Source organism: Asanoa hainanensis, from assembly GCF_900188485.1.
Lineage (GTDB): Bacteria > Actinomycetota > Actinomycetes > Mycobacteriales > Micromonosporaceae > Asanoa > Asanoa hainanensis.
On sequence record NZ_FZPH01000008.1, the window covers coordinates 93,013 to 108,548 of the forward strand.

The window sequence follows — 15,536 nt, forward strand, 5'->3', positions numbered from 1 at the left end:
CGGTGACCCAAGCGGATGATCCTGCTTAGAGTACGGGTTTGGTGTCCGCGAGTAACCGGTCGATCTCCTCGGTCACCGCGGCCCGGCTGCCGTGGATGATGTCGATCAGTGGCTCGCCGCGCCGGTCGAGCGCTCCCCACAGGCCCTGCCCGCCACCGACGAGGAACGCGACCGGGTGGATGACCAGCGCGGGGAAGCGCGGCGGCACCAGCACCCGGCCGTTGCGGTCGACCACGCCCTTGCGCCCGCCGGAGTCCACGACGGCCAGTCCCTCGTCGGTGAAACCGTCCACATAGCGGCCGTCGGTCAGCGCCGTCGCGAACCCGGTGTACTGCGGCGGCAACACGGTGCGACCGGCCTTGTCGATCGCGCCCCAGGCGCCCCGCTTGACCGCCGCGACCCCGCCGCGGAACGGGCGTACGTCCTCGAAGCCGATGTTGATGACGACGTCGCCCGACTTCTCGATCGCCAGCCAGTTGCCCCGGCCGTTGTGCGAGACCCAGGCGAGCCCGTCGTGGAACGAGCCGACGCCGAGGTAGCCCAGCGACGCGAAGAGCAGCACCTCACCGGACTCGTCGATCAGCTCCCACGGCTCGGTCTCCGGCCGGCGCACCCAGGCGACACCCTCCCGGAACGGCTGCACCTCGGCGTAGCTCGGTGCGATCGCCCACTCACCCTCCGCGTCCACGTACCCCCAGCGCTGCACCTTCTCGCTGAACCGGGGCTTGGGCGGCTTGTGGATCTGGAGGATCTCGTCCTCGTCGCGCGGGTACGGGCCGAGGCCGTTCGTCGCCACCTTGGCCAGCACCGCGTCGAGCGCCTGCTCGGTCCGGGCGATCAGCTCCGGATCGTCGACCTTGCGCAGGTCGAGCGCCTTCTCGAAGTGGTTGCAGGCCTCGATGTAGCGGCCCTGGTCGTAGCAGGAGCGCCCGGCGTGCTCGTGCATCGTCGCCCGCAGCCGGTCCGGGAGCTCGGGGGAGTTGGCCAGCGCGTTGAGCCGGTCCGCCTCCGCGAAGTCGCCGCGCCACTGCAGCACGTGGGCCAGGCGGGCCTGCGCGATCGAGATCCGGCGCAGCTCGCCGGTCGCCTCGGCGTGGGCCAGCGCCAGCTTGCCGTCGGCCAGCGCCTTGCCGAGGTCACCGAGGATCCGCGAGACGACCGCGCGCAGGCTGAGCAGCCGCGCCCGCGAGGCGTTGTCGGTCGCGGCGTCCACCTTCACGGTGAGCTGGTCGCGGATCGTCCGCAGCTCCTCCGGATCCTCGACAAGCTCCCGCAACGTCTCGCGATGGAAACGCCATTGGTAACCAGCGAGCACTTGTTCCGGGTCCTTGGGTGAATCCGGCTTCTCGTCCTCGTCGGCTTCGGTCGTGACGACTGGGTGAAGCATCGTGGGCGCGCGCAGAGCCGTCGCCGCGCCGGCCGCGGTGCCTTCCGGCACCGGCAGCACGGTATCGGCGGACGCCTTCTGCTCGGGTTCTGCTTCGTCGGCCGGTTCCGGCTCGGGGGCGGGTTCTGGCTCGGTCGTCGGGCCGGGCTCGGCGGTCGGAACAGGGTCCGCGGCAGCTTCCGGCTCTTCCGGGGATACGGGCGACGGTGCCGGACCGGTGTCGTCGGTCGTGCTGTCGTCCGGGGTCGCCTCCGCCTCGTCCGTCTCGGTGGTGTCCTCGGGCTCCGCCGTTTCCTCGGCGACCGGCTCGTCCACGGGTGCCGGGGTGGCGTCCGGTTCGGTGGTCGCGGCGTTTTCCGCCACCGCGATCGGCTCGGGGGCCGGCTCCGGCTCTGCGGGTTCGGTGGCCGCCGGAGTCTCGTCCTGCGGCGCGTCCTCCGCTGGCTCGGCCTGCTCAGCCGTTTCGGCCGGGGCTTCGGCCTCGACCGGCTCGGGCTCCGCGGTGGGTTCGGGTTCAACGACGGGCTCGGGCTCCGTGATGGGCTCGGGCTCGGGTTCCGCGACGGCCTCGGGTTCGGGTTCGACGACGGGCTCGGGCTCGACGACGGGTTCGGGCTCCGCGACCGGTTCGGGTTCGGCGACCGGCTCGACCGTCGGCGCCGCGACCTCGGCGACCGGCTCGGCGGGCTCGGTCGGTGTGGTCGGTTCGGTGAGGGCGGCCGCGAACCAGCCCGTGTCGGTGCGGGGCTCGGCGGGAGCAGGCGTCGGCGGCTCGTCCGTCGGTGCGGCGTGGAGCTCGTCGTCGGAGACCCGGCGTGGGTAGGCGGGTGCGGAGTCCGGTGTGCGCGGTGCCGGCACGCGGATGCCCGTGGCGGCCTCGGCCGCCGGTGGCACCTCGGCCACCGGCAGCGGGGCGGCCGGCACCTCGGCCGGCGGCGGAACCTCGGCGCGCACCGGCTCCGGTGCCGCTTCGGGCGCGGCCGGTCGGGACCCGCCGAACTCCGGTACGGACGGCGGCGGCGGTGCCACCAGCCACGGCTCGGGCGTGCCGCCGTCGCGGGCGGCCCGGGTCGGGGCGTCGCCCAGCCGCTCCGGCTGGCGCGGCGGAGGCGGCGACAGCGGCGCGGTCGGCAGGTCGTCGACCAGCGGCGGACGCGGAGCGACCCGCTCCTCGTGCCGGGCGGCCGGACGCTGCTCCACCCGGGACGCCTCGCTGAACGGCACCGGCTCGCGGAACGCGGCCGGCCGCTCGTCGCGGCGCGGGGGCTCGGCGTGCGGCGGGACCTGCTCGCGGCGCGGCGGCTCGTGCCGGGCGGCTGGACGTTCGTCGCGGCGCCGCTCGTCGGGCTCGCGGAACGGCGCGACGCGCTCGTCGCGGCCCGGCGCGTGGCGCGGTGGCGCCTGGTCGCGGTAGGCGGCAGGCCGCTCGTCGCGGCGCGGTCCGTCGGGCGCGTCGGAGTACCCCGGCGGCGGACCGGGCTGGCGGAACGCGGCCGGGCGCTCGTCGCGGCGCGGCCGGCGGTCCGGCTCGCCCCGCCGGACCGGCTCGTCGGGGTAGGCGGGCGAGATCGGCTCGGCCGGCCGGTCGCGGTAGCCCGGGGGAGGCCCGCCGCGGCGCTCGTCCCAGCCACCGGGGCGGTCCGCGCGGCGCGGCCCGTCGCGGTCGTCGTGCGGCGCGCGATCGTCGTAGGGACGCCCGCGCCGGGTCTCGTCGTGCAGCGCCGCGGGCCGGTCCACCTGACGCGGCGGCCCCGCCGGGCGCCGGCGCTCGTCCGGGAACTGCTCGTGCGGGTAGCCCGGCGACACCGGCCCGGCCGGCCCGCGCCGCGCGCCGTCGACCGGCGGCCGACCGCCGCGGTCCCACGGCTCGGCTCCGCGCTCGTCGTGGAACGCGGCCTCACGCCCGGGCGGCGCACCACGCCGACCGGGCTGCGACTGCGGCCGGTCGTCCCAGCCGGGTCCGGCCGGCGACTGCGGCCGTCCGGCCCAGCCGGGTCCGGCGGGGGACTGCGGCCGTCCGGCCCAGTCGGGCCCCGCCGGCGACTGCGGTCGCGCGGCCCAGCCGGGAGCGGGCGCGCGGCGGTCGTCGGCCGGGTGCTGCGGCCGGCCGCCACGCGGGTCGTCGTGGGCCGGGCCGCGCCCGCGCTCGTCGTGGAAGGCGGCCTCGCGCCCGGCCGGTGCGCCCCGGCGGGCCGGCGGGCCGTCGAGGTCGGCAGCCCGGCCGCGCCGGCCGACGCCGTCGACCGGCGAGATCGGGTGCGGCGCACGGGGATCCGGCATGTGTGGGTCGGTGGCGCTCGGGTCGGCCTTGCGCGGGTCCGCGTTGTAGGACTCGTCGACCGGGTCCGGTGCGGCACCGGCCCGGCCGCGCACCACGGCGCGCCCGGACGAGCGCCCGGAGCGCGGCTGGGGCTGGTCGCCCGGGTAGCGCTCGCCGCCCGAGGCCGCCCACTCGTCGGTGCGCTCGCTGACCCAGGAGGGCTCGGTCGACGCGACCCGTCGAGGTCCGGGGCCGAAGCCGCCGGTCTGGCCAGGAGCCTGGCCGGGTCCGTCGTCCCAGCCGGGTCCGCCCGGGCCGGCCGGCACACCGGTGGGCTCCCAGCCCGGCGCCGGTGGGCGGTCCTTGGCCCAGGCCCACGGGTCGTTGGGGTCGCGGTATCCGCCGCCGCCGGTGGTGCCGGTGTCACTGCGGCCGAGCTCGCGCAGCCAGCCGTCCTCGTCGCCCCAACCGCTGTCTAGTCGGTCGTCGTCGCCGCGCCGATCGCGGTCGCGACCCCGGCCGCCGTCGCGACGCCGGCGGTCTGCCCGTTCGTTGCTCATCCGGGCACACCGATCCGCTGTGCGCAACCCGCGCGCGAGCCGCTGGAGCGCGGTTCGCGTCGATCGTTCACGGCGGGTCACCTCGTCGGAATTTGTGTCGCGCGGCATCCGCCGGCACCCGATACTGTCATGCGGCCGGATACGGCGTATGTCGCGGATGGAGGGTAACGGCGTGGACTTGGTCACCGCCACTGTCCCTCGCCAGCGTTCTGCGAATGTCGCCAGCAATATCAGGACATTTTTGGCGCTAATGGGCGCTGGATTCCGCCGATACTCGACCTATCGGCAGGCAACTGTCGCGGGCGCGTTCACCAACACCGTTTTTGGCTTCCTCCGCTGCTACGTGTTGCTGGCCGTGGCGGCCGGCGCCGGCACCGCGACGGTCGCCGGCTACGACCCCGCCCGTCTCGCCACGTTCGTCTGGTTCGGACAGGGTTTGCTGGCTGTCGTCCTGCTCTGGGGCTGGACCGAGCTCGCCGACCGGATCCGCACCGGCGACGTGGTCGCCGACCTGCTCCGCCCGGTCCACCCCGTGACCCGTTATCTGGCCACGGATCTGGGCCGGGCCGGTCACGCGGTGGTGACGCGATTCGTACCCCCGGTGCTCATCGGTCCGTTGTTCTTCCCGTTCTATGTCCCGCATCGCTGGACGACCGTGCCGTTGTTCGCCGTCTCGGTGCTGCTGGCCACCGTGCTCTGCTTCGGCTGCCGCTATCTGGTCAATGCGACCGGCTACTGGCTGCTGGACATCCGCGGACCGATGATCCTGTGGGCGCTGGTCTCCGGCGTCCTCGGTGGGCTCTACTTCCCGTTGCGCTTCCTGCCCGACGCTCTCGTGGTGCCGCTGTGGGTGCTCACGCCGCTGCCGAGCCTGTTCCAGACGCCGCTCGACGTGCTGGTCGAGATCGACCCGACGCCGCGCCAGCTCTGGCTCGTGGTGCTGCAGGCCGCCTGGGTGGTGCTGGTGCTCGTGCTCTGCCGGGTGGTGCAACGCCGGGCGGAGCGCCGGTTGGTCGTGCAGGGTGGTTGAGCCCGGCGCCATGCGCGCCTACTGGGCCCTGTTGCGCGGCCAGGCCCGCAGCCAGACCTCGTACCGGCTGTCCTTCGGCATCGACCTCGTCTCCAACGTCTGGGCCACCGCGCTCGACGTGTTCACCGTGTTCGTGCTGTTCGCGGTGACCCGCACGCTCGGCGGCCTCGACCTGCACGAGGCGCTGGTGGTCACGGGCATGTCCGCGTGCGCGTTCGCGACCGGCGACATGCTGGTCGGCAACATCGAGCGGATCACCTTGTACGTGCGCACGGGCCGCTTCGACGCCGTGCTGGTCCGCCCGCTGCCGGCGCTGCCGCAGCTCGTGCTGCTCGACCTGCCGCTGCACAAGCTTTCCCGCGCGGCCTTCGGGGCCACCGTCTACCTGGTCGCGCTCGGCGCGGCCGACATCGCCTGGACGCCCGGCCGGGCGCTGCTGGCCGTCATCGCCCCGGTCGGCGGGGTCGTGTTCTTCGGCGCGGTGTTCGTCGTCACGGCCTCGGTCGCGTTCTGGTGGACGGAGTCGGGCGAGTTCGGCAACGCCTTCACCTACGGTGGCCGGGATTTCACCAGCTATCCGGTCAGCGTCTACAGTGGATGGTTTCGGAACGCCTTCGCGTACGGGCTGGGATTCGCCTTCGTCTCCTACTACCCGGCGCTGGCGTTGCTGGGCAAGCCCGACCCGATCGGCCTGCCCGGCTGGGTCGGCTGGATCGCGCCGCTGGTCGCCCTGCCGGCCACCGGCGCGGCGGCGCTGATCTGGCGGGCGGGCATTCGGCGCTACACGAGCACGGGGTCCTGATGACGGTCATATCGGCGCGCGGGTTGCGCAAGGAGTTCACGGTCCGGGTCAAGGTCGGGCGGCTGCGCCGCGACCGGCGCACGGTCGCCGCGGTCGACGGCGTCGACCTCGCGATCGAGCGGGGCGAGATGGTCGGCTACATCGGCCCCAACGGCGCCGGCAAGTCGACCACGCTCAAGATGCTCACCGGCGTGCTGACCCCGACCGCCGGCGACATCAGCGTGTGCGGGCTCTCGCCGGTGCGGCAGCGCACCCGGCTGGCCCGCCGGATCGGGGTGGTCTTCGGCCAGCGCAGCCAGCTCTGGTGGGACCTGCCCCTGCGCGAGTCGTTCGAGCTGCTCCGGCACATCTACCGGGTGCCGCCGGCCGAGCACGCCGCCCGGCTGCTGCGATGCCGGGCGCTGCTCGACCTCGACGAGTTCCTCGACACACCGGTCCGCCAGCTCTCGCTCGGCCAACGGATGCGCGGCGAGCTGACCGCGGCGCTGCTGCACGGTCCCGAGGTGCTCTTCCTGGACGAGCCGACGATCGGCCTCGACGTGGTCAGCAAGCAGGCGGTCCGCGGCTTCCTGGCGGAGCTCGGCGCGACCGGCGACGTGACGCTGATGCTCACCACCCACGACCTGGCCGACATCGAGAAGCTGTGCCGGCGGCTGCTGGTCATCGACCACGGCCGGGTGGTGCACGACGGCACGATCGAGGCGCTGCACGCCCGCTACGGCTCGCGCCGGCGGGTGGTGGTCGAGCTCGAGTCGCCGGCGGCGCCACCCGAGGTGATCGGCGCGACGCTGGTCACGGTCACCCCACTGCGTTTCGAGTACGACCTGACCGGTGCGACCGCCGGCGAGCTGCTGGTCCGGCTGGCCGGCCTGCCGATCCGCGATGTGTCCATCGTGGAGCCCGACATCGAGGACGTGGTGGCCCGCCTCTACACCGGCGTGCCGGTCACGGATGCTCCATGACGAGCACCGCGAACGTGCCGGGCGCCAGCGCCTCGTAGGTGTGCGGCACGTCGCCCGCGAACGTCACGTAGTCGCCCGGGTCCAGGTCGACGGTGTCGCCGGCCGGCCCGGTGCGCAGCCGGCCCGCGGCCACCACGATGTGCTCGACGCTGCGGGGGATGTGCGCCTCGGCGTGCCGCGCCGCGCCGGGCTCGATGGTCAGCACGTAGATGTCCCGCCGCGCGGCCCGGGAGCCGGCCGCGACCAGGGTGCCCGTGTAGTCGAGCTGGTCCGACTTGATCCGCGGCCCGTCGCCGGCCCGGATCACCCGCAGCGCCGGCGCGGGCGGCTCGACGAGCCGGCTGAACGGCACGTCGAGGGCGACCCCGAGCGACCAGAGCGTCTCGACGCTGGGGTTGCCGACGCCGCTCTCGAGCTGGGAGAGCGTCGACTTGGCGATGCCGGCGCGGCGGGCGAGCTCGGTCAGCGAGATGCCGGCCCGCTCCCGCTCGTGGCGCAGCGCGGCGGCGATGGTGGCGGCGATGGTGGGCTCGGTCACGCTCGTTCGCTCCATCGGTCGAGTTGTTCGGCTTGACGAACACTACCCCGCGCGGGCACGATCGGTAACCATGACTGTCGGGTCCATCCTTGGCGATCGCTCGCTGGTGCGCGACGTCGGGGCGCTGGGCCTGGCGGTGTTCGCCGTGAGCATCTCGTTCGGCGCGATCGCGGTCGCGGCCGGCATCCCCGCCGGGCTGACCATCCTCATGTCGCTGCTGGTCTTCGCCGGCGGCTCCCAGTTCCTGGCGGTGGGCCTGATCGCGGCCGGCAACCCGTTCGCGGCGATCTTCGCGGGCCTGCTGCTCAACGCCCGGCACCTCCCGTTCGGCCTGGCGATCGGCGAGGTGATCGGCACCCGCTGGTGGCAGCGGCTGGTCGGCGCCCACCTGCTGATCGACGAGTCGGTCGCGTTCGCCCTGGCCCAGCCGGACCCCGCCCGCCGCCGCCGGGCCTACTGGGCGACCGGCTGCACGCTGTTCGTCCTGTGGAACATCGGAGCGGCGCTCGGGGTCCTACTCGGCAACGTGGGCGATCCAGCGCGCCTGGGCCTCGACGCCGCGTTCCCCGCGGGCCTGATCGCGCTGCTGCTGCCCCCGCTGCGCGATCCGACCGTCCGGCTGGTCGCGCTGACCGGCGCCCTGGTGGCCCTGGTCACCACCCCGATCCTGCCCGCCGGCCTACCGGTCCTCCTGGCCCTGACGGGCCTGGTCATGGTGGCGGTACGACCGCGGAAGGCCGCGTCGTGATTACCGGCGCAGCGCTGCCGGGTGGCCGCCGAACGGCGTCACGCCGGGGCGGAGGCCGCGCCATGCCGCTCGCGGTGCTCGTCGGCCGCGCGCAGGCGCGGTGCGCGGTGGGGGAGGTCTCGTCATGATCCTCGCTGTGATCGTCGGGCTGGCGATCGGCACGTACGCGTTCCGGCTGGCCGGGGTCGTCCTGCGGGAGCGGGTCGCGCTGCCCGAGCGGGTCCAGGTCCTGCTGCCGATGGCCGCCGCAGCCCTGCTGGCCGCGCTGGCGGCCACGGCGACGTTCTACGACTCGGGCGTCTTCGCGGGCGTGGCCCGGCCCACCGGCGTCGCGGTGGGCGCGGTCCTGGCCTGGCGCCGGGCCCCGTTCGTGCTGGTCGTGGTCGCGGCCGCCGCCACCGCCGCGCTACTCCGCCTGGCGGGCCTCGAGTAAAGCGACGACCCCCTGGCCAGCGCCAGGGGGTCGGTTTCGCAGGAGCGGCGTCAGACCTTCTCGCCGAGTTTCACGGCCGGGCCGGGCACGCGCATGCGGCGGAAGGTGAGCGACCGCATGATCGCGTACATGTAGAGCGAGCCCATCTTCTGCTCGGTCTTGGGGTAGCGCTCGTTGACCAGTCGCTTGATCTTGCGTGCGATCAGCACCGCGTCGACGATCACGGCCAGCAGCAGGACGCCCCACAGCGAGGTGGCGACCGTGCGCACGAGGTCCGGCATGGCGCCGTTCGAGCCGATCAGCACGATCAGCGCGCCGCCGAAGAAGTAGGTGCCGGCCGTGCGGCGGGAGTCGACCACGTTGCGGGCGAGCTGGCGCTCCGGGCCGCGGTCACGGGGGCCGCCCTCACGGCGGTATTCTGCGGCGGCCTCCTGGCGCAGCGTGCGCTTGCGCTCCTTGGCCTCTTCCTTGGTCAGCGCCTTGGCGTTGCCGGCGGGCTGGCGGCCGGCGTTCGGGCGCTTCGGGGTCTCCCGTCCCTTGGCGGGCGTATAGCCCTTGGGACGGCCGGACTCCACGGTCTCGGGAGCCTCAACGGTCTCCTCGACCACGTCGGATGACTTGCGTCGGAACAGCGACTGCACGGGATGCCCTTCTGCGGCGCGGCGCTTACCAGAAGGTTAACCGGCCCGGACGCGCCGGGACGAGCCGACCCCAAGATCAGCTCGTCCCGGCATCGACCAGGGTCAGGGCCGCTCGACGTGGGCGCCCAGCGCGGAGAGCTTGCTCTCGAAGTCCTCGTAGCCCCGGTTGATCAGGTCGACACCGTAGACCCGCGAGGTGCCCTCGGCGGCCAGCGCGGCGATCAGGTGGCTGAACCCGGCCCGCAGGTCGGGGATCACCAGGTCGGCCGCGTGCAGCTTGGACGGGCCGGCGATCACCGCGGAGTGCTTGAAGTTGCGGCGCCCGAACCGGCACGGCGTGCCGCCGAGGCAGTCCCGGTAGACCTGGATCGTCGCGCCCATCGTGTTGAGCGCCTCGGTGTAGCCCAGGCGCTGCTCGTACACGGTCTCGTGGACGATCGACAGCCCGCGCGCCTGGGTCAGGGCGACCACCAGCGGCTGCTGCCAGTCGGTCATGAACCCCGGGTGCACGTCGGTCTCCAGCGCGACGGCACGAAGCTCGCCGCCCGGGTGCCAGAAGCGGATGCCGCCCTCGGTGCCGCCGGACCCGCCACGCGGCGGCAGGGTGTCGGTGACCTTGTATTCGCCACCGATGGAACGAAAGACGTTGAGGAAGGTCATCATGTCGACCTGCTGCGCGCCGAGGACCTCGATCTCGCCGCGGGTGGCCAGCGCAGCCGCCGCCCAGGAGGCCGCCTCGATCCGGTCGGGGATCGGCCGGTGGGTGTAGCCGCCGAGCCGCGGCACGCCCTCGATCTCGATCACCCGGTCGGTGTGCACGGTGATGATCGCGCCCATCTTCTGCAGCACGCAGATGAGGTCGATGATCTCCGGCTCGACGGCCGCGTTGCGCAGCTCGGTGACGCCGTTGGCCAGCACCGCGGTCAGCAGCACCTGCTCGGTCGCGCCGACACTCGGGTACGGCAGCTCGAACTTGGTGCCGTGCAGGCCCGCGGGCGCGGTCAGGTGCATGCCCTCGGGGGTCTTGTCGACCACCGCGCCGAACTCGCGCAGCGCCTGGATGTGGAAGTCGATCGGGCGCGGGCCGATGTGGCAGCCGCCCAGGTCGGGGATGAACGCGTGGCCGAGCCGGTGCAGCAGCGGTCCGCACAGCAGGATCGGGATCCGGCTGGAGCCCGCGTGCACGTTGATCTCGTCGGTCGACGCCCGCTCGACGTTGGCCGGGTCGAGGACCAGCTCGCCGTCCTCCGCGCCGTCGGTGACCTTGACGCCGTGCAGGCCGAGCAGTCCGCGGACCACCTCGACGTCGCGGATCCGGGGCACGTCGAACAACCGGCTGGGCTCGTCACCGAGCAGGGCCGCGACCATCGCCTTGGAGACGAGGTTCTTGGCTCCGCGTACCCGGATCTGACCATGCAGGGGCGTGCCGCCGTGTACGACCAGGACGTCATCGGGCAAGGCAACCTCCGGGGCGGGCAGCGATTCGACACGTAGGCCGTAACCAATGCGCGGAATCGCGGGTTGATCGGGAGTGGCGCCCGGGCAGCATAGCGCTCGGTGATGGGCGTGGGGCCACACACACCGGGTTGTCTGGCACGAAATCAGGACGACTGTGGCACCCGGTAACGCCGGGCGCCACGAAGAGTCACGGGAAGATCAGGGCAGGGCGAGCATCTGGTCCAATGCGGACCTGGCCTCGGCCGAGGTCTTCGGATCGACCGTGATCTGGTTCACCAAGCGGCCCTCGGCGAGCTCCTCGAGCGCCCACACGAGGTGCGGCAGGTCGATCCGGTTCATCGTCGAGCAGTAGCAGACCTGCCGGTCGAGGAACATGACCTGCTTGTCGGGGTGGGCCAGGGCGAGCCGGCGGACCAGGTTGAGCTCGGTGCCGACGGCCCAGGCCGAGCCGGCGGGCGCGTTCTCGATGGTCTTGATGATGTATTCGGTCGAGCCGACGTAGTCGGCGGCGGTCACCACGTCGTAGCGGCACTCGGGGTGGACCAGCACGTTGACGCCCGGCACCCGCATCCGCACCTCGTCGACGGCCGACTTGGTGAACCGGCCGTGCACCGAGCAGTGCCCGCGCCAGAGCAGCATCTTCGCCTCGCCGAGCTGCGCCTGGGTCAAGCCGCCGTTGGGCTTGTGCGGGTCGTAGAGCAGGCAGTCGTCGGCGTCGAAGCCCATCTCCAGGACGGCGGTGTTGCGGCCGAGGTGCTGGTCGGGCAGGAACAGCACGCGCTGCCCGCGCTCGAACGCCCAGGTCAAAGCCGTCTTGGCGTTGGACGACGTGCAGACCACACCGCCGTGGCGACCCACGAAGCCCTTGATGTCGGCCGACGAGTTCATGTAGGTCACGGGGACCGTGGAGTCGGCCACGCCCGCGTCGACGAGCGCGTCCCAGGCCGCCTCGACCTGCTGGAGCTGCGCCATGTCGGCCATCGAACAGCCGGCCGCGAGGTCGGGCAGGATCACCTTCTGCGCGTCGGTGGTCAGGATGTCGGCGGACTCGGCCATGAAGTGCACGCCGCAGAACACGATGTATTCGGCGTCGGGGCGGGCCGCGGCCTCGCGCGCCAGCTTGAACGAGTCACCCGTCACGTCGGCGAACTGGATGACCTCGTCGCGCTGGTAGTGGTGGCCGAGCACGAACACCTTCGAGCCGAGCTTGGCCTTCGCGGCGGTGGCGCGGGCCACGAGATCGGGGTCGCTCGGCGCGGGCAGATCACCCGGGCAGTCGACACCCTTCTCCGACGACGGGTCGGCGCCACGCCCGAGGAGCAGCAGGGCGGTCGCCGTGTTGGTGGGTTCGGTCCAGGTCGACGTCACCGATCAATCTTCCCACCGTCACGCCCGCCCCCAGCGGCCTGGTGACTGTGGGCTGTCACACTGCCGACATGCGGATTCTGGTCTGTCCCGACAAGTTCGCCGGCACGATCTCGGCCCCGGCGGTGGCCGAGGCGGTCGCCGCGGGCTGGCGGGAGCACGCACCCGGCGACGAGCTCACCCTGCGGCCACTCTCCGACGGGGGGCCGGGCTTCGTCGAGGTGCTCGCCGTTCCCGTCAACGGCACCAGGATCCCGGTGCGCACCACCGACCCGCTCGGCCGCCCGGTCGACGCCGAGGTGCTGCTGACCCCCGACCGGGCGACCGCGTATGTGGAGAGCGCCCAGGCCTGCGGCCTGCACCTGCTGAAAAGCGACGAACGGGACCCCAAGGCCACCACGTCGTACGGGCTGGGCGTGCTGGTCCTGGCCGCGGTCGAGGCCGGGGCCCGGACCGTGGTCATCGGCCTGGGCGGCTCGGCGACCAACGACGCCGGCGCCGGCATGCTGGCCGCGCTGGGTGCCGCGCCGCTGGACGAGCACGGTGCCGCGCTGCCCTACGGCGGCGCCGCGCTGGCCCACGCGGCCGGGCTCGGCGGCCTCCCGATGACGCGCGGCGCCACCCTCGTCGCGGCCACCGACGTCGACAACCCGCTCACCGGCCTGCACGGCGCGTCCAGCGTCTACGGGCCGCAGAAGGGCGCCGACCGCGCCGACGTCCTGCTGCTGGACGCCGCGCTGGAGCGGTTCGCCGGCGTACTCGTGAAGGCCCTTCCGACCTGCCCACCGGATGTCGCGGCGCTCCCGGGCGCGGGTGCCGCCGGTGGCCTCGGCGCCGCCGTCCTCGCGCTCGGCGGACGCTGCGAATCGGGCATCGGGCTCGTCACGGGGATGATCGGGCTGGAAGCGGCCCTCGACGCCGCCGACCTGGTGATCACGGGGGAGGGCTCGTTCGACCACCAGTCGCTGCGCGGCAAGGTGGTCGCCGGGGTGGCCGGCGGCGCCCGGGACCGCGGCGTGCCCTGCGTGGTGCTGGCCGGCCGGGTCAGCACCGGCCGCCGGGAGGCCGCCAACGCGGGTGTGACCGAGACCTACAGCCTGGTGGACCACTTCGGCGACGAGGCGCGAGCGCTCGCTGAACCCGCCGCTGGCCTGCGTGAACTGGCGCGTCGACTCGCGGGTCAGTGGTCACGGCAGTGACATTGGCCTCACCAGGCCCGAGAACGGCGACAGGGGTAGAATTTGCTGGCGACCCTGATGGGGAATGCCCGGCCGACGGGCTAGCGTTGGCCCGAGAGACCACGTTGGTCCCAGGGGCCGGCGATCGCAGCGAGCAGGGAGATCCCACGTGACCACTTCAGCGCAGACCGGGTCGGCCGAGACCGCGGCTACGACCGTTGTCCTCACCGACGTCGCGGCGGTGAAGGTGAAGGCCCTGATCGAGCAGGAAGGCCGCGACGACCTGCGGCTCCGCGTGGCCGTCCAGCCGGGTGGCTGCTCGGGCCTGCGTTACCAGCTCTTCTTCGACGAGCGCTCGCTTGACGGCGACATCGTCAACGCCTTCGGCGGCGTCGAGGTCGTCATCGACCGGATGAGCGCCCCCTACCTGACCGGCGCGACGATCGACTTCGCGGACCGGATCGACGCCCAGGGCTTCACGATCGACAACCCCAACGCGCAGAACTCCTGCGCCTGCGGCGACTCGTTCCACTAAGCCGCACGCTGAGCAAGCCGCAACATAGCTGTTTGACGAACGGGGCCGCCTCCTCCGGCGGTCCCGTTCGTCGTGTCTGACCGGCCGGTAAGCTACCCCGCGCACCGCAGCCCGGTGTGCCCATCTGTCCACCGACCCCCGAGGGCCGACATGAAGATCGCCGTTAGCGGCTCGATCGCCACCGACCACCTGATGCACTTCCCCGGTCGGTTCGCCGACCAGCTGATCGCCGACCAGCTCCACAAGGTCTCGCTCTCGTTCCTGATCGACGACCTGGTGGTCCGGCGCGGCGGGGTGGCCGCCAACATCGCCTTCGGGATGGCCCGGCTCGGGCTGCGACCGGTGCTGATCGGCGCCGTCGGCACGGACTTCGACGACTACCGGTCCTGGCTCGAGCGCCACGGCGTCGACTGCGACTCGGTGCACGTCTCCGAGGTGCTGCACACCGCGCGCTTCGTCTGCACCACCGACGAGGACATGTGCCAGATCGCCTCGTTCTACGCGGGTGCGATGAGCGAGGCCCGCAACATCGAGCTCGCCCCGGCCAACGACCGGGTGGGCGGCTTCGACCTGGTCCTGATCAGCGCCGACGACCCGCAGGGCATGGTGCGCCACTCGCAGGAGTGCCGGGACCGCGGCTACCGCTTCGCGGCCGACCCGTCGCAGCAGCTCGCCCGGATGGACGGCGACGACATCGTCTCGCTCATCGACGGCGCCGCCTACCTGCTCACCAACGACTACGAGAAGTCGCTGCTGGAGAGCAAGACCGGCCTGTCCGACGCCGAGGTGCTCGACAAGGTCGCGATCCGGGTGACCACGCTGGGCAAGAACGGCGTCGAGATCACCGGCAAGGACATCGAGCGCATCCACGTGCCGATCGCCGCCGACGTGCAGCCGATCGACCCGACCGGCGTCGGCGACGGCTTCCGCGCCGGCTTCTTCGCCGGCCTGTCGTGGGGCCTCGGCCTCGAGCGCTCCGCCCAGATCGGCTCGCTGCTCGCCGGGCTCGTCCTCGAGGGCGCCGGCGGCCAGGAGTACGACCTGCGCGCCGACACCTTCCTCAAGCGGCTCGGCGACTCGTACGGGCAGGAAGCGGCCGACGAGGTGCGGCCGCACCTGAAGGGGTGACTCCCCGCCTGGTCGTCTTCGCCGGCCTGCCCGGGGTCGGCAAGAGCACCCTGGCCGCCCGGGTGGGCACGGCGCTGGCCGCGCCCGTGCTGACCGTCGACCACGTCGACCGCGTGCTGCGCGCCCACGACGTGGTCGAGCCGGCGCCGGGCGTCACCGCGTACGACGTGGTCGCCGCGCTGGCCGAGGCCCAGCTCGCGATGGGGCTGACCGTCGTGGTCGACGCCGTCAACGCGGTCGCCGCGGCCCGCGCGACCTGGCCGGCCCTGTGCGAACGCAGCGGGGCGGCGCTGCGCGTGGTCGAGGTCTGGTGCAACGACATGACCGAGCACCGGCGCCGGGTCGAGACGCGCCACGCCGCCGCGCCCGACGGCCACCCGACGTGGGAGCAGACGGTGCTGCGGATGGCCGAGTACGAGCCGTACATCGGCCGCCGCCTGGTCGTCGACACGGCGATCGCCGGGGACCCGCTGCCGGGCACCCTCTCCTGGATCAACGACTAGGGCGCGGC

At 73.2% G+C, this 15,536-nt stretch carries 14 protein-coding genes; 9 read left to right on the forward strand and 5 right to left on the reverse strand.

Going from position 1 to position 15,536, the window contains the following annotated elements; all coding sequences use genetic code 11:
• Positions 1-25: 25 nt before the first annotated feature.
• Positions 26-4,207, reverse strand: a complete 4,182-nt coding sequence (locus CHC05_RS42560; RefSeq protein WP_245871083.1) for a WG repeat-containing protein — start codon at positions 4,205-4,207, stop codon at positions 26-28.
• 172 nt (positions 4,208-4,379) lie between these two features.
• Between CHC05_RS42560 and CHC05_RS20515 the strand changes: the two genes are divergently transcribed.
• The 3 genes from CHC05_RS20515 to CHC05_RS20525 are packed head-to-tail and all read left to right on the forward strand — an operon-like array spanning position 4,380 to position 7,001.
• Positions 4,380-5,237 (forward strand): ABC transporter permease, encoded by an 858-nt coding sequence (locus tag CHC05_RS20515; protein ID WP_425426808.1) that lies wholly within the window; start codon positions 4,380-4,382, stop codon positions 5,235-5,237.
• Between the two features lie 10 nt (positions 5,238-5,247).
• Positions 5,248-6,039: an ABC transporter permease gene (locus CHC05_RS20520; RefSeq protein WP_089251240.1), complete on the forward strand. Its 792-nt coding sequence runs from the start codon at positions 5,248-5,250 to the stop codon at positions 6,037-6,039.
• Positions 6,039-7,001, forward strand: coding sequence for an ABC transporter ATP-binding protein (locus CHC05_RS20525; RefSeq protein ID WP_089251242.1), 963 nt, complete (start codon positions 6,039-6,041; stop codon positions 6,999-7,001). Before CHC05_RS20520 ends, CHC05_RS20525 begins: the two co-directional genes overlap by 1 nt.
• Here the strand turns inward: CHC05_RS20525 and CHC05_RS20530 are convergent.
• Positions 6,985-7,539: a helix-turn-helix domain-containing protein gene (locus CHC05_RS20530; protein WP_245871084.1), complete on the reverse strand. Its 555-nt coding sequence runs from the start codon at positions 7,537-7,539 to the stop codon at positions 6,985-6,987. The genes CHC05_RS20525 and CHC05_RS20530 overlap by 17 nt on opposite strands.
• 70 nt (positions 7,540-7,609) lie before the next feature.
• Between CHC05_RS20530 and CHC05_RS20535 the strand changes: the two genes are divergently transcribed.
• Positions 7,610-8,287 (forward strand): AzlC family ABC transporter permease, encoded by a 678-nt coding sequence (locus CHC05_RS20535; protein ID WP_089251246.1) that lies wholly within the window; start codon positions 7,610-7,612, stop codon positions 8,285-8,287.
• A gap of 124 nt (positions 8,288-8,411) precedes the next feature.
• Entirely contained in the window at positions 8,412-8,720 is a 309-nt protein-coding gene (locus tag CHC05_RS20540) for an AzlD domain-containing protein (RefSeq protein WP_089251248.1), read from the forward strand.
• A gap of 50 nt (positions 8,721-8,770) precedes the next feature.
• Here the strand turns inward: CHC05_RS20540 and CHC05_RS20545 are convergent, their stop codons facing one another.
• The 3 genes from CHC05_RS20545 to nadA all read right to left on the reverse strand — a co-directional run bounded on the left by CHC05_RS20545 (position 8,771) and on the right by nadA (position 12,187).
• Positions 8,771-9,361 (reverse strand): DUF3043 domain-containing protein, encoded by a 591-nt coding sequence (locus tag CHC05_RS20545; protein WP_089251250.1) that lies wholly within the window; start codon positions 9,359-9,361, stop codon positions 8,771-8,773.
• 102 nt (positions 9,362-9,463) lie between these two features.
• Positions 9,464-10,819, reverse strand: coding sequence for a UDP-N-acetylglucosamine 1-carboxyvinyltransferase (murA, locus tag CHC05_RS20550; protein WP_089251252.1), 1,356 nt, complete (start codon positions 10,817-10,819; stop codon positions 9,464-9,466).
• 198 nt (positions 10,820-11,017) lie between these two features.
• A complete protein-coding gene (nadA, locus tag CHC05_RS20555; RefSeq protein WP_089251254.1) occupies positions 11,018-12,187 on the reverse strand; it encodes a quinolinate synthase NadA in 1,170 nt (389 codons plus the stop codon).
• 68 nt (positions 12,188-12,255) lie between these two features.
• Here nadA and CHC05_RS20560 point away from each other — a divergent pair, with 68 nt between their 5' ends.
• From CHC05_RS20560 to CHC05_RS20575, 4 genes are all read left to right on the forward strand, one after another.
• Positions 12,256-13,383: a glycerate kinase family protein gene (locus CHC05_RS20560; RefSeq protein ID WP_089251256.1), complete on the forward strand. Its 1,128-nt coding sequence runs from the start codon at positions 12,256-12,258 to the stop codon at positions 13,381-13,383.
• 148 nt (positions 13,384-13,531) lie between these two features.
• Positions 13,532-13,897, forward strand: coding sequence for an iron-sulfur cluster insertion protein ErpA (gene erpA, locus CHC05_RS20565; protein ID WP_089251258.1), 366 nt, complete (start codon positions 13,532-13,534; stop codon positions 13,895-13,897).
• A 150-nt stretch (positions 13,898-14,047) separates the two neighbouring features.
• Positions 14,048-15,025, forward strand: a complete 978-nt coding sequence (locus CHC05_RS20570; RefSeq protein ID WP_089251260.1) for a carbohydrate kinase family protein — start codon at positions 14,048-14,050, stop codon at positions 15,023-15,025.
• Positions 15,022-15,528 carry a P-loop nucleotide/nucleoside kinase family protein gene (locus CHC05_RS20575; RefSeq protein WP_089251262.1) on the forward strand — a complete coding sequence of 169 codons (507 nt, stop codon included), beginning with the start codon at positions 15,022-15,024 and terminating at the stop codon, positions 15,526-15,528. Before CHC05_RS20570 ends, CHC05_RS20575 begins: the two co-directional genes overlap by 4 nt.
• Positions 15,529-15,536: the final 8 nt, after the last annotated feature.

Bases quoted from the DNA above. Each gene is read 5' to 3' on its own strand.
- CHC05_RS42560 (WP_245871083.1), bottom strand. From the start codon at position 4,207: ATGAGCAACGAACGGGCAGACCGCCGGCGTCGCGACGGCGGCCGGGGT.
- CHC05_RS20520 (WP_089251240.1), top strand. From the start codon at position 5,248: ATGCGCGCCTACTGGGCCCTGTTGCGCGGCCAGGCCCGCAGCCAGACC.
- CHC05_RS20525 (WP_089251242.1), top strand. From the start codon at position 6,039: ATGACGGTCATATCGGCGCGCGGGTTGCGCAAGGAGTTCACGGTCCGG.
- CHC05_RS20535 (WP_089251246.1), top strand. From the start codon at position 7,610: ATGACTGTCGGGTCCATCCTTGGCGATCGCTCGCTGGTGCGCGACGTC.
- CHC05_RS20540 (WP_089251248.1), top strand. From the start codon at position 8,412: ATGATCCTCGCTGTGATCGTCGGGCTGGCGATCGGCACGTACGCGTTC.
- CHC05_RS20560 (WP_089251256.1), top strand. From the start codon at position 12,256: ATGCGGATTCTGGTCTGTCCCGACAAGTTCGCCGGCACGATCTCGGCC.
- CHC05_RS20570 (WP_089251260.1), top strand. From the start codon at position 14,048: ATGAAGATCGCCGTTAGCGGCTCGATCGCCACCGACCACCTGATGCAC.